At 71.7% G+C, this 14,029-nt stretch carries 9 protein-coding genes; 6 read left to right on the top strand and 3 right to left on the bottom strand.

The features are described from left to right. The first annotated feature begins 36 nt into the window (after positions 1 to 36). Genes EV186_RS10040 through EV186_RS10025 form a run of 5 tightly spaced genes read left to right on the top strand, consistent with a single transcriptional unit; the run spans position 37 to position 7,419 of the window. Positions 37 to 2,028: a prolyl oligopeptidase family serine peptidase gene (locus tag EV186_RS10040; protein WP_133848968.1), complete on the top strand. Its 1,992-nt coding sequence runs from the start codon at positions 37 to 39 to the stop codon at positions 2,026 to 2,028. Beyond that, positions 2,025 to 3,671 (top strand): ABC transporter ATP-binding protein, encoded by a 1,647-nt coding sequence (locus tag EV186_RS10035; protein WP_133848967.1) that lies wholly within the window; start codon positions 2,025 to 2,027, stop codon positions 3,669 to 3,671. Before EV186_RS10040 ends, EV186_RS10035 begins: the two co-directional genes overlap by 4 nt. After that, on the top strand, positions 3,668 to 5,371 hold the full coding sequence (locus EV186_RS10030; protein WP_133848966.1) for an ATP-binding cassette domain-containing protein: 1,704 nt from the start codon (positions 3,668 to 3,670) through the stop codon (positions 5,369 to 5,371). Before EV186_RS10035 ends, EV186_RS10030 begins: the two co-directional genes overlap by 4 nt. Next, positions 5,371 to 5,514: a hypothetical protein gene (locus EV186_RS39865; RefSeq protein WP_166659100.1), complete on the top strand. Its 144-nt coding sequence runs from the start codon at positions 5,371 to 5,373 to the stop codon at positions 5,512 to 5,514. The genes EV186_RS10030 and EV186_RS39865 overlap by 1 nt, the downstream gene beginning before the upstream one ends. Continuing rightward, positions 5,515 to 7,419: a primary-amine oxidase gene (locus tag EV186_RS10025; protein ID WP_133848965.1), complete on the top strand. Its 1,905-nt coding sequence runs from the start codon at positions 5,515 to 5,517 to the stop codon at positions 7,417 to 7,419. It abuts the gene before it with no gap. Between the two features lie 7 nt (positions 7,420 to 7,426). Here the strand turns inward: EV186_RS10025 and EV186_RS10020 are convergent, their stop codons facing one another. Next, positions 7,427 to 8,017 (bottom strand): dihydrofolate reductase family protein, encoded by a 591-nt coding sequence (locus EV186_RS10020; protein ID WP_133848964.1) that lies wholly within the window; start codon positions 8,015 to 8,017, stop codon positions 7,427 to 7,429. A gap of 113 nt (positions 8,018 to 8,130) precedes the next feature. Here EV186_RS10020 and EV186_RS10015 point away from each other — a divergent pair, with 113 nt between their 5' ends. Continuing rightward, on the top strand, positions 8,131 to 9,105 hold the full coding sequence (locus EV186_RS10015) for a sigma-70 family RNA polymerase sigma factor (RefSeq protein WP_133848963.1): 975 nt from the start codon (positions 8,131 to 8,133) through the stop codon (positions 9,103 to 9,105). 56 nt (positions 9,106 to 9,161) lie between these two features. Here the strand turns inward: EV186_RS10015 and EV186_RS10010 are convergent, their stop codons facing one another. Next, positions 9,162 to 12,905: a S8 family peptidase gene (locus EV186_RS10010; RefSeq protein ID WP_166659099.1), complete on the bottom strand. Its 3,744-nt coding sequence runs from the start codon at positions 12,903 to 12,905 to the stop codon at positions 9,162 to 9,164. Between the two features lie 194 nt (positions 12,906 to 13,099). After that, positions 13,100 to 13,924 (bottom strand): alpha/beta fold hydrolase, encoded by an 825-nt coding sequence (locus tag EV186_RS10005; RefSeq protein ID WP_133848961.1) that lies wholly within the window; start codon positions 13,922 to 13,924, stop codon positions 13,100 to 13,102. Positions 13,925 to 14,029: the final 105 nt, after the last annotated feature.

The following is a 14,029-nucleotide window of genomic DNA, read 5'->3' as shown; positions in this document are numbered from 1 at the left end:
GACCGCCCAGGACCCACGCCCGTGGAAGGAGCGGCCGTGGCGCCGCAGCGACTCGCCAAACCCGAAGACCTCGCCGAACGTCAGCCGATCGTCGACGAACTGCACGGCCACCGGGTGCCCGATCCCTACCGGTGGCTCGAGGACGCGACCAGCGAGCAGACCCGCCGCTGGCTCGACGCGGAGGACGAGCGCTGGCGCACCCACGCCGCCGCGTTGCCCGGCCGGGAACGACTGCACCACGAGGTCGCGCGGCTGAGCGCGACCGGCGTGGTGACGGCACCGGTGTGGCGCGGGGGACGGCAGTTCTTCCTGCGGCAGGAACCGGGCCAGGAACACCCGGTTCTTCATGTGTCCGATTCGGACGGTGCGGACGGTGCGGACGGTGCAGCGCGTCGGCTCGTCGACCCGGCCTCGTTCGACAGCGACGGGCTGGTCGCGCTGGACGCTTGGCAGCCCAGCCTCGACGGAACGCGGCTGGCGTTCCAGATTTCCCATGGGGGCACGGAGAACTCCGTGCTGCACGTGCTCGACGTCGAGTCGGGCGCCGTGCTCGACGGGCCCGTCCACGGGTGCCGGTACTCGCCGGTCGCCTGGTTCCCCGGCGCCGAGTTCTTCTGCTATGTGCGCGAACGCCGGGTCTGGCGGCACCGCGTCGGCACACCCGTCGAGCAGGATGTCGCGTTGCTCGACCGCACCGGGTCGTTCGGTCTGGACCTGAGCGAGGACGGCCGCTGGCTGGTGATCGCCGAGGGCACCGGGCTGTGGCTCGCCGACCTCGTCGCGGGCGGCGTCGCGACCGTCCACGAAGGACCGGACAGTCGCGCGGTCGCGATGGTGCACGACGGTCTGCTGTACGTCTTCACCGACCACGGGGCGCCGCGAGGGCGCGTCTGCGTGGCCGATCCGTCGACGCCGTCGCACTGGCGCGAGCTGATCCCAGAGGACCCCGAGGCGGTGATCAGCGACCTGGCGGTGCTCGACGACCCACGACCGATGCTCCTGGTGAGCCGGATCCGGCACGCCGTCGGCGAGATGAGCCTGCACGCACTGGCCACCGGCGCCCGGATCGGCGACGTGCCACTGCCCGGTGCCGGTTCGCTGGGATCGGTGTCGACCAGCGGGCACGAGGCGTGGTTCAGCTACACCGACAGCGTGACCCCTGGCGCGGTGTACCGCTACGACGCCGCGCTGCACCGCACGACGCTCTGGGCGGGCACGCCCGGCGTGGACGTGCCGGAGGTGACCAGCCGCCAGCTCACCGCGACCTCGCCGGACGGCACGCCGATCCGCGTCGTGGTGCTCGCGAAGCCGGGCACCGGGCCCAGACCCACGATCCTCTACGGCTACGGGGGTTTCGGCGTCCCGCTCACGCCGTCGTACTCCAGTTACATCCTCGCCTGGGTCGAAGCGGGTGGCGTGTTCGCCTCCGCGCAGGTGCGTGGTGGCGGCGAGGAAGGCGAGCAGTGGCACCGCGACGGGATGCTCGACCGCAAGCAGAACGTCTTCGACGACTTCGTGGCCGTGGCCGAGCACCTGATCGCCGAGCGGTGGACCACGCCGTCGCGGCTGGGCATCTGCGGTGAGTCCAACGGTGGCCTGCTGGTCGCGGGGGCGTTGACCCAGCGACCGGAGTTGTTCGCTGCCGCGGTCTGCTCGGCGCCGGTGCTCGACATGGTGCGCTACGAGCAGTTCGGCCTCGGCCCGCAATGGCGCGAGGAGTACGGGACGGCGGCCGATCCGGAACAACTGGCCTGGCTGCTGGGGTATTCGCCGTACCACCGGGTGCGCGAGGGCGTCGCGTACCCGGCGGTGTTGTTCACGACGTTCGGTGGCGACACGCGGGTCGACCCGATGCACGCCCGCAAGATGTGCGCGGCCCTGCAGTGGGCGAGCACGAGCGGGCGGCCGGTGTTGCTCCGCCACGAGCCGGACGTCGGGCACGGCGCGAGCCCGGCGACCCGCGCGGTCGCGCTGGCGGGCGACATGTTGGCGTTCCTCGCCACCCACACCGGGCTGGACGTCGCATGATCACCTTCGGCGACGTGGTCCGGCGTGGCGGTGGCTGGCTGCCCCTGATCGGGCTCGCCGGCCTGGTCGGCAGCCTCGGCACGCTTGCCCTGCCCACCGTGCTGGGCCACGCGGTCGACGCCCTGGTCGCCGGGCACGGCAGCGGCAGCTGGATCGTGGCCGCCGGGGTCCTGATCGTCATCAGCGTCGTGTTCGACGTGGTCGACGCCTATGCGGGTACGGCGTGCGTGGCCGGGACGACCGCGTGGCTGCGGGATCGGGTGGTGCGGCACGTGTTCGCCGTCGGCCCGGCCCGCTCGAGCCGGTTCGAGACCGGTGACCTGGTGACGCGCGTGTCCGGCAACGCCGTCGAGGCCGCACAGGCGGGACCGGCCGTGGTGACCACGGTGGCGGCCGCGCTGCCGCCGGTCGGCAGCCTGGTGTTGCTGGCGTGGATCGATCCCTGGCTCGCGCTGGCCTTGCTGGCGGGACTTGCTTTGGTGGCCGGGGTGTTGCGGACCTTCGCGTTGCGCAGTGCCGAGGCGATGGTCGCCTACCAGCAGACGCAGGGCACGATCGCGGCCCGGCTGGCCGAGTCGCTCGCGGGGGCCCGCACGATCGCCGCCGCCGGGACGGTCGAAGCGGAGCAGCAGCGGGTGCTCACGGAGTTGCCGCGGCTGCACGAGCACGGCATCGGGACCTGGCGGATCATGGCGCGCTCGAGTGCACAGGCCACGCTGGTCGGTCCGCTCGTGCTGGTGGCCGTGCTCGCCACCGGCGGCATCGAGTTGCTGCGCAACCGGATCACGCCGGGTGAGCTGTTCGCGGCGAGCCAGTACGCGGTGATCGGCGGCGGCCTCGGTGCGTTGACCGGTGTGTTCAGCCGTTTGGCGCGAGCCAAGGCCGGGGTGCGGCGGGTCAGCGAGGTGCTCGACACCACGCCCGTCTCCTACGGCACGGCTTCGTTGCCGGACGGTCCCGGGGCCTTGGAGCTGCGGTCGGTGACCGTGCGGGCCGCCGACGCGGTGTTGCTGGACGACGTTTCCCTGCAGGTGCCGGGCGGGTGTGCGGTTGCCGTGGTCGGGGCGTCCGGCGCGGGCAAGTCGGTGCTGGCCGAGGTGGCCGCGCGGTTGCGTTCGCCGGACGAGGGCGAGGTGCTGCTCGACGGCGTTGCCTTGGCGGAGCTGGATCACGCGGCGTTGCGCGCGGCGGTCGGCTGTGCGTTCGAGCGCCCGGTGCTGGTCGGCGCGTCGATCGGGGACGCCGTCGACGTGGGCCGTTCGGTCGACGTGCGGGCGGCGGCCCGAGCGACGCACGCACACGAGTTCGTGTCGCGCCTGCCCGAGGGCTACGCGACGCCGTTGGCCGAGGCGCCCATGTCGGGCGGGGAATACCAGCGCCTGGGCCTCGCCCGCGCGTGGCCCGCCCAGCGCTTGCTAGTCCTCGACGACGCGACGTCCAGCGTGGACATGGTCACCGAGATGCAGATCGCCCGCACGCTCACCGACGACCACGGCGGCCGGACGCGCCTGATCGTGACCCACCGGGCGGCGACCGCGGCGCGTGCGGACCTGGTCGTGTGGCTGGCCGAAGGCAAGGTGGTCGCCACCGGCACCCACGACCGGTTGTGGGAACGACCCGAGTACCGGGAGGTGTTCGGGTGAAGCGCGAGATCGCCTTCGGCGTCGCCGCCATGCCCCGCAAGCCGGCCGTGGCGTTGCTGCTCTGGTCGGTGCCAGAAGCGCTGCCCGCGTCGCTCTCCGGTCTCGCCGTCGCGCACGCCGTCGACTCCGGGTTCCTCGCCGACCGCCCGGCCGTCGGGCTCGGCTGGCTGGCGTTGTTGCTCGTCGCCGCCGGCCTGGGCGCCATCGGGTCGCGGCAGGTGTACCGGCTGCTCGGCGGGCTCGTCGAACCGTTCCGGGACCTGCTCGTGCGCAAGGTCGTCGGTGGGGCGCTCGGTCATGCCGTGCGCGGGAAGGCCGACGACGGCGCCATCGCCCGCCTCACCCACCAGGTCGAGATCGTCCGGGACACCTACGCCGGGCTCATCGTGGTGCTGCGTGGATTCCTGGTCACGGTCATCGGGGTTGTCATCGGCATGCTGTCGGTCGATCCGGTGATCGTGGCGTTGCTGCTGCCGCCGTTCCTGTTGGGGCTCGGCGCTTTCCTCGCCACGCTGGGGATGGCGGCCGACCGGTTCCGCCGGTCCGTGCGCGCCGACGAACAGCTGGCCGTCACCGCGGGGGCGGTGCTGGCCGGAACCCGCGACATCGCCGCCACCGGCGCCGAGGAGCACGCCGCGGCCATGACCAAGGGGCCGATCGAGGCGCAGGCCGACGCCGAGCGCGCGATCGCCACGGTCGCCGCCGTGCGCAGCCTCTGCCTGGCCCTCGGCGGCTGGGTGCCGCTGGTCGTCCTGCTCGTCGCGGGTCCCTGGCTGGTCAGCCGGGGGCTCACCGCGGGCGCGGTGATGGGCGGGCTCACCTACGTCCTCATCGGACTCCAGCCGGTGCTGCGCAACCTCATGACCGCGGTCGGCGGCAGCGGCCTGCGCTACGCCGTCACGCTCGGGCGCATCCTCGACGCCGCCGAACTCCCGTCCGAACCCGAACCCCGCGCGCACGCCGGCCAAGGCGACGAACTCGCCGTGCGTGGCCTCACCTTCGCCTACGGCCCGCACGCCGAACCGGTGCTGCGCGACCTCGACCTCGTCGTGCCGCCGGGGGATCACCTGGCCATCGTCGGGCCCAGCGGCATCGGGAAGTCGACCCTGGCCGGTCTGCTCTGCGGACTGCTGCGCCCCGGCGAAGGCGCGGTGCTGCTCGGCGGCGTGCCGGTGGCCGACCTGCCCGCCGACCAGCTCGCCCGCGGGCGGACCCTCATTCCGCAGGAGGCCTATGTGTTCGCGGGCGGCGTGTGGGACAACCTGACCTACCTCGCGCCGGACGCCGATCCGGAGCGCGTGGCCCACGCCATCACCGCCGTCGGCGCGGACGCCTTGGTGGCCCGCATCGGCGGGGTCGGTGCGACGCTGGTGCCCGCGGAGCTGTCGGCGGGGGAGCGCCAGCAGGTCGCGCTGGTGCGGGCCTACCTCTCGCCGGCCCCGGTCGTGGTGCTCGACGAGGCCACCTGCCACCTCGATCCGGTCGCCGAGCGCCGAGCCGAGGAGGCGTTCGCCGAACGCGGCGGCACGCTGATCGTGATCGCGCACCGGGTGAGCTCGGCCTTGCGGGCGCGCCGCGTGCTGGTGCTCGACGGCACCGGCGCAGCGGTCGGCGACCACCGCACGTTGCAGGAGACGTCCCCGCTTTACCGGGATCTCCTCGGCCACTGGAACCCCGACCGCAGATTGGAGGAGGTGTGATGACGACCGATCTCGTTGACCCTGTTCACGAGGTGGAGATCCTCGCCGCCCGAGAACCCGAGCCCGATCGCCTGGAGTCTTCGCCGCTGTACGGGTTCCCGCTCGGCCACTGGGACTACGCCCACCGAATCGATGAGGTGTAAATGAACAACCCCCTCGAACCCCTCACCGCCGACGAGATCGCGGCGACGTCGGCGATCCTCAAGGGCGCCAAGGGACTCGGTGCCACGGTACGCTTCCTCAGCGTCGAGCTGCACGAGCCGTCGAAGCGGGCCGTGCTCGACGGGGTGGCGGCCGAGCGTGAAGCGTTCGTGGTGCTGCGGGACCGCGACAGCCGGACCACGATCGAGGCCGTCGTCTCGCTCAGCCGGGCGGAACTGGTGTCCTGGCGCGAGGTCCCGCTGGCGCAGCCGGGCTTCTCCCGCGACGAGTTCGCCGCGGCCGACGAGGTGCTTCGCGGCGATCCTGCCTTCCGGGAAGCCTTGCAGCGGCGGGGTATCACCGACCTCGACGCGGTGGCCATCGACCTGTGGGCCGCGGGCAACACGGGCCCGGCGGAGGACCCGGCCCGGCGTCTGATGCGCCCGCAGTTCTACGTGCGGCAAGGGCGTTTCGACAACCGCTACGCCCACCCCATCGAGGGGCTGACGGCCCTGGTCGACATCGACCGGATGGAGGTCGTCGAGCTGGTCGACCACGGCGTCGTGGCGGTGCCGCCGCGGCACGGCAACTACATCCCGGAGTTGGTCACCGGCGAGATCGACGGCTACCCGGACAACGTGCCGGCGTTCGCCGCTGTGCGCGACGACCTGCGGCCGGTGGAGATCACCCAGCCGCACGGGCCCAGCTTCACCATCGACGACCACGAGCTGCGCTGGCAGAAGTGGCGCATGAACATCGGCTACACGATGCGCGAAGGCCTTGTGCTGCACCAGGTCGGCTACGTCGACGACGGCCGGGTGCGGCCGATCCTGTACCGGGCGTCGATGTCCGAGCTGTACGTGCCCTACGGCGACCCGAACCCGTCGCAGCGGGTGAAGAACGCCTTCGACATCGGCGAAGGCGGCATCGGGCCGTGGCTGAACTCGCTCGCGCTCGGCTGCGACTGCCTGGGCGAGATCCGCTACCTGGACGTCGTGATGTGCGACGACGACGGCGCGCCGGTCACGCTGCCCAACGCCATCTGCATCCACGAAGAGGACGACAACATCGTCTGGAAGCACACCGACGGCAACCTCGGTCACGTGGAGACACGCCGCCAGCGTCGCCTCGTCGTGTCCTGCTGGGCGACGGCGAACAACTACGACTACGGCTTCTTCTGGTACTTCTACGTCGACGGCACGATCGAGTTCGAGGTCAAGCTGACCGGGATCGTGTCGACCGGCGCGTTCGAGGGCGACGAACCGGCCTTCGGCACCGCGCTGGCTCCCGGCCTGTACGCACCGAACCACCAGCACTTCTTCAACATGCGCCTGGACATGACCGTCGACGGCGAGCGCAACAGCGTGTACGAAGTGGACACCGTCGCCGTGCCCGGTACCGCGCACCACAACGCTTTCGCGGCACGGCCCAGGTTGCTGGCCCGCGAGAGCGAGGCACAGCGGATCGTCGACCCGCTCGCCGGTCGCTATTGGACGGTGGTGAACCCGTCCGTGCGCCACCACACCGGCCGCCCGGTCGGGTACAAGCTGGCGCCGGGGGAGAACATCCTCCCGTTGGCGCAGGACGGGTCGCAGACCAGCAGGCGGGCCGGGTTCGCCTACCGGCACCTGTGGGTCACGGCCTACGACCCCGCCCAGCGCTACGCCTCCGGGGACTACCCCAACCAGCGCCCCCACGACGACGGGCTCGCGGTGTACGCCCAGGCCGATCGACCGCTCGAGGACACCGACGTCGTGGTCTGGTACACGTTCGGGGCGAACCACGTGCCGCGGCCGGAGGACTGGCCGGTGATGCCGGTGTCCAAGGTGGGCTTCCACCTCAAACCGGTGGCCTTCTTCGCCGCCAACCCGGCCCTGGACCTGCCGCGCCCGGGCCACCACTGCTGACCAGGGCTCACCGTGGGGCCGGCCGGTAGGTCAGGTGGAGGAGGGCGTCGCCGACCGTACGGCTCTCGACCAGGCGCAATTGCTTGGGGTGCAACGGCTTCGGGTTGCTTTGCTGGTCGAAGAACCGGGCACCGCCACCCATCAGGAGCGGGAACACGGCCAGCCGCAGCTCGTCCACGAGGTCGTGGTCGAGCAAGGTGTGCAGCAGGTGCGCGCTGGCGTAGACGCGGATCTCGCCGTCGACCGCTTCCTTCAGCTTGGTCACCTCGGTCATCGGGTCGCCGCGCAGCACGGTCGAGTTGGCCCAGCCGGGATCCTCGAGCGTGCTGGAGACGACGTACTTGGGCATGCTGTTCATCGCGTCCGCCAACGGGCTGGTTCGTGACGGATACCGGGTGGCGAAGAACTCGTAGGAACGCCTGCCCATCAGCAAGGCCCGCGCGCCGAGCGCGTCCTCGAGGATGAGCTTGCTCCAGGCTTCGCGGTCGGCCGGGGCGAGCGTGTCACGCCAGTCGGTGCTGCAGAAGCCCTCCTCACCGGTGGCGTCCTGGGTGGTGCCGTCGAGCGACACGTTCTCGAAGGCGACGATCTTGCCCATCGTCTTCTCCTTCCATGGTCGAAACTGTCACCCCGGGTAGACACCGGCCTGATCGCGAACTGGGCGCCCAGTTCGTGGTCCGGCCGGTGTCCATACCGGGTGAGGAGGCGACCATGGAACTCACTGAGCTGCTGTCGAAGGCGCGGGCCGGCGACGGCGAGGCGTTCCGCGCGCTGGTCCAGCCGCACCGCACGGAGTTGCTGGTGCACTGCTACCGGATGCTCGGCTCGCTGCAGGACGCCGAGGACGCCTTGCAGGACACCCTGCTGGACGCGTGGCGGGCCATCGGCGGGTTCGAGCAGCGGTCCTCGATCCGCACGTGGCTGTACCGGATCGCCACCAACCGGTGCCTGAACGCGCGCCGCGCGTCGAGCCGCCGCCAGGCCAAGGAGTGGAGCATCCCGCAGGTCGACCCGCCGGAGCCGACCCGGCTCGGCGAGGTCGTCTGGCTGGAACCGTTCCCGGACGCCCTGCTCGACGTACCGCTCGGCCCGGAAGCCCGGTTCGAGCAGGCCGAGTCGATCTCGCTGGCGTTCATCACCGCGTTGCAGACGTTGCCGCCGCGCCAGGTCGCGGTGCTGGTGCTGCGTGACGTGCTCGGCTTCCACGCCGACGAGGTCGCCGACATGCTTGACGCCACGGTCGACTCGGTGACCAGCGCCCTCAAACGGGCCCGCGCGACGCTGGCCCGGCAGCCGACGCCGAGCCGGGTCGCCGAGGATGCGGTGGTGGCGCGGTTCGCCCGGGCCTGGGAAGCCGCGGACCTCGACGCCCTGGTGGACCTGCTGACCGACGACGTCTTCATCTCGATGCCGCCGGTGCCCTTCGAGTACGTGGGCCGGGAGCCGGCCGCCGCGTTCTGCGGCCGCATTTTCGGCGCCGGGCGCCGGTTCGACCTGGTGCCGACCCGGGCCAACGGGCAACCGGCGTTCGGGGCCTACCTGCGTGGTGCCGACGGCATCGGCCACGGGACCGGGTTGTACGTGCTCACGCTCGCCGGTGCGCGGATCAGCGCCATGACCGCGTTCGAGAAGGGCGTGTTGACGCGCTTCGGCCTGCCGCGGTCGCTGCCGGTCAGCCAGCGCTGACCGCGACGCCGGTGCGGGCCGTGCGCCACGGAGGCGACGCACGGCCCGCGAAGCGCCTAACTCAACGCGTACGCGCGGGTGAGCGTCTCCGACACGGTGTTGCCCCGGGTGTCGGTGGCGCTCGCCCGCACGGTGGCGAAGCCGCCCGCGCTGCCGCCCGCCGGGATGCTGACCGTCCACTGGCCGCCGTGCCGGGCGACGGTGGCCGGCCGCCAGGTCCCGCCGTCGTCGTAGGAGACGTCGACGGTGACCTGCCTGATGCCCGGCTGCGCGGCGCCGTCCTGGTGGGTCACGACGACGCGGCCGTTGACCGGGCCAGCGGCCGGCGCCGCGTCGAACCGGTCCAGCGGCAGGCCGAACCCGAGGTCCAGCAGGTCCACCGCGCTGCGCCGGTCCGGGCGCGTGCTCGCCGAGCCGAAGGTCCACTCGGCGTGCACCTTCGGCGACAACGGCCAGCTCGTCGCGGTGCGGGTGCCGTCGACGACCAGCTTGTAGTCACCCTTGGCGGCGGGGACGTCGAACTGGCCGATGCCGGGCACGTCGCTGGTGTCCACCGGCTTGCCGTCGCGCAGCAGCGTGGTGCTGCCGGTGTCGGAGAGCAGCCCCAGGTCGACGTGCGTCGGGTCGGCGCCGCTGAACACGGGCACGTTCACCACCACCTTGTCGCCCTGGCGGTACACCCACGGCTGCGGTTTGCCGTCCTGGTCGGCCGCCTGGAGCGCGGGCAGCCGCGGCCCGAACGGCGCGGTGGCCCACCGGCCGGTCAGGTGCTGCCCGGCCCGGTAGGTCACCGGGACGACCTCCTCGTTGCCGACCTGGCCCTGCTCCTCGTCGGAGAACGCGAACCCGGTGAACGACGACCACTGCACGCCCGGCGTGTAGTAGTCCACCCGGTGCTGCGGCATCAGGAACTGCCGCTCGAAGCCACCGGCGACGCCCAGCTTCGGGTCGCTCACGTGCATCAGGTGGGCATCGAAGTGCGGGTGCGGGTCCGGCGTGCGGAACGTGGTGTCCACTGTGGCCATTGCCCGCTTGTCGAACCGCCAGTGCTTGCCCGCAGCCAGGGCACCTGACGTGGTGTCGTACAGGAAGTAGGCGTACGGGCTGTAGTCCCGGCCGACCACGTGCACCTGCGGGTATCCGGCCGCGATCCGGTCGCGCAACGCCTTGACGTCGTTGGCGTTGTACACCTGCAGCACCGGCAGGATGTCCAGCCGCTCGATGTAGTCGAAGCTGAGCACCACCCGCGCACCCTTGGCCTTCAACGCGGTCAGCAGGGTGGTGAACGCCTCCTGCGACGGCGGCTCGCCCGGGTATTCGTCGGTCGGCGGGCTGATCAGGACCACCTTGCCCGACACGTCGCCGACCTTCGCCGGGTCGGTCTGCTCGCCGATGTCCACCAGGGGACCCGTGACGTCGCCGTGCCAACCGGCGTCGGAGTTGTCGATCACCGACACCGCCTCGTACGGCCGCGGGCCGCCGATGCCGGTCACGGCCGCGTTCGGCACACCCCACGTCCCGAGGTACAGGAACGCCAAGCCCGGGCGCGCCCGCGTGGACAGCACGTACTGGTGGACGAAGTTGGACTGGACCACGAAGAACCCTTGCTCGTCGGTGCCGTCCACACGCGACGCCATGGCGAAGATGCTGCTCAGGTCCTCGGGCCGCGCGGTCGGGTCGTCCACGCTCGCGGTCGCCGCCTTGCCTTGCCCTGCGTCGACCGTCGTGCTGGTGTCGGCGGCGCCGACGGTCAGCCGGGTGGCGAACTCGGTGATCGTGTCCGGCGTGAAGGTGGCGCTGTCGTCGACGATCGCGCCGAGCACGCGGTAGGTCCCGGCGGGCACATCGGCGGTGAAACCGTCCCCGGACCACGTGGCCTCGACCGTCGTGCCGGTGGCCTCGTCCTGCAGCGCGACGAGGGCTGAATATTCGGTGGCCGGCTTTCCGTTGCGCTGCACCGCGTGCACGGTGACCTTGTGCGTCTGCGCCCGCACCTGGGCGGCCACCGGGGTGATCAGCCGCAGGTGCGCGCCGGTCGCGACGAGCGTGCCCTCGTACTGCCCGGTCGAGCGGGTCGCCGGCGTCACCGTGACGGTCGCGTCGGCGGTGCCGTGCGCCGGGACGGTGAGCCGGTGGGTGTCCACAGTGAACAGGCCGGATGGCGCGGTTGCTCCGCCGGTGCGCTTGGCCGTCAGCTTCAGGTTCAGCGTCACCGGCGCATTGCTGTCGTTGGCGTAGCCGACCTGGCGGACCACCGGCCGATCGGCGTCGCCGACCTGGCCGACGCTCAGCTCCGGCGTGAGCGTGTGGACCTGCTGGGTGACCGCGCTCGCCACGTCCAGGCGTCCCGCGCCTTCGGCGAAGACGTCCAGGCCGGGCAACGGCTTCGCGCTGTCCATCAACGCCGCCTTGAGCTGCTGGCCGGTCCAGTCCGGGTGCGCACTGGCCAGGATCGCGGCCGCGCCGGACACGTGCGGGGTGGCCATCGACGTGCCCGAGATGCTCGCGTAGTTGGCATCGACCGCGTACGGCGCCAGGGTGCCGGGCGCGCGGGCGGCCACGATGTCCGAGCCGGGCGCGGCGATCTCCGGCTTGAGGCCGAAGTTGCCCGGCCGCGGCCCCTTGCTGGAGAACGAGCTGAGCTCGTCCTGCTTGGTGGTGCTGGCCACGGCGAGCGCCGAGTCGGCCGCCGCCGGACCGGACACCGTCGCGGTGCCGCCGAAGTTGCCCGCGGCCACCACGAACAACGCGTTCGAGCTCGCGGAGAGCTTGTCGACCTCGGCGGAGAGCACGTCAGTGCCGTCGCTCGGGCCACCGCCCAGGCTCATGCTGATGACCTTGGCGCCCTGCTGGACCGCCCAGTCCATCCCGGCGAGGATGCCCGACTCGTCACCGAAGCCGTTGTCGTCGAGCACCTTGCCGTTGAGCAGCCGCACACCCGGCGCGACGCCCTTGTAACGCCCGCCCGACGCGGCGCCGGAGCCGGTGATCGTCGAGGCCACGTGCGTGCCGTGCCCCGCGTGGTCGTCGGCGTCCGGGGTGCCCGAGAAGTTCTGCGTGGCGACGACCTTGCCCCGCAGATCCGGGTGGTCACCGTGGATGCCGGTGTCCAGCACCGCGACCTTCACGCCCTGACCGGTGTAGCCGGCCTGCCATGCCTGCGGCGCGCCGATCAACGGCACGCTCTGGTCGAGCGACGAGCGCACGGAGCCGTCCAGCCAGATCTTCTGACCCGACGGCACGGCGGCGCGCGGTGCGCCCGCATGCTCGCCGGTGAGCTCGCGCCACAACGCGGTCGCGTCGGCTTTCTTCGCCGCGAGGGCACGCACGCCCAGACGCGGCACGTCCCTGGTCACCTGCGCGCCACGGGGCACCGCCACCCTCGGCGTGCGCCCGCTCGCGCCGGTGACGATCACCTTCACCCGGTCGGTGTGCTGGTCGTCCATGCCTTGCCGGACCAGGGTGGTGACGTCGAAGAGCCGGTGGTCGAGCCGGCCCGAGTTGAACGCGCCGAGCGCGTCCACCGGGACCACGTACTCGTCGGCGTTCAAGGTGAAGCGCGCGAACCGGATCGACTCGCGGTGCCGGGCCGCCTTCGCGTCGAGCACCCGCACGGTGTCGCCTTGCCGGGTGAAGCGGACCTGGTCGCCCGTGACCAGGGTGATCGTGCCCACCGGGCCGGCGCTGTGTCCCAGAGGCGCGGGCGTGGCCTGTGCCGTGGGCACGGCCGCCGCGGCCAGGCCGGTGCTGAGCAACGCGGTCGCCGCCAGCAGGAGCAGGCGGGATCTCGTTCGTCGCATGCGATGGGTCCTTCCAGCCGGAGTTGTCATCCCACCCCACGACTACGGACCGCGGTTGGTTGCACGTTGCCGGTTATTCGCTCACACCGCTCGGCGCCGGACCGTCGATCACGACTCCTTGACCGTTGTTCTGTTTCGACCTCGCCCATCCGAGCCGGCCGGTCCGCTCGTGACCGGCCGGCTCGCGGCGACGCTCAGGACCGGATGAACTCGAGCAGGTCGGCGTTGATCGTCTCGGCCTCGGTGGTCGGCATGCCGTGCGGGAAACCCTCGTAAGTCTTGAGGGTGCCGTTGCGCAGCAGTTCGGCCGAGAGCGGGCCGGAGTCGGCGTAAGGGACGACCTGGTCGTCGTCGCCGTGCATGACCAGCGTCGGCACGGTGATCTGCTTGAGGTCCTCGGTGAAATCGGTCTCGGAGAACGCGGCGATGCCGTCGTAGTGGGCCTTCGCGCCGCCTTCCATGCCCTGGCGCCACCAGTTGCGGATCAGCGCTTCGCGCTTCTCGACCCCGGGCCGGTTGAAACCGTAGAACGGGCCGGACGCCACGGCGAGGTAGAACTCGGAGCGGTTGGCGGCGAGCTGGGCCCGGAAGTCGTCGAAGACGCTCTTGGGCAGGCCACCGGGGTTGGCGTCGGTCTGCACCATCAGCGGCGGGACGGCGGCGATGAGGACGGCCTTGGCGGCCCGGGACTCGCCGTGGCGGGCGAGGTAGCGCACGACTTCGCCGCCGCCGGTGGAGTGTCCGACGTGGACGGCGTCGTGCAGGTCGAGGTGTTCGGTCACCGCGGCCAGGTCGTCGGCGTAGTGGTCCATGTCGTGGCCCTCGCCGACCTGGGCCGAGCGGCCGTGCCCCCGCCGGTCGTGCGCGACGACGCGGAAGCCGTTCTGTACGAAGAACAGCATCTGCGCGTCCCAGTCGTCCGACGACAGCGGCCAGCCGTGGCTGAAGACGACGGGCTGCCCGCTGCCCCAGTCCTTGTAGAAGATCTCGGTGCCGTCGTTGGTGGTGATCGTCGACATAGGAGTGGCTCCGTTCGGTTGTCCCCTTGGGTTGACGTCGACCACCACCAGCCCGGCGTTTCCCGCCAGGCCCGTCGGAGCGGCGGCGGTTCTCGTTAAGGTGTC

Origin of the sequence: Labedaea rhizosphaerae, assembly GCF_004362825.1 — a bacterium.
GTDB lineage: Bacteria > Actinomycetota > Actinomycetes > Mycobacteriales > Pseudonocardiaceae > Labedaea > Labedaea rhizosphaerae.
Note: the sequence above shows the minus strand (reverse complement) of the source record. Positions and strands in the feature narration are given on the sequence as shown.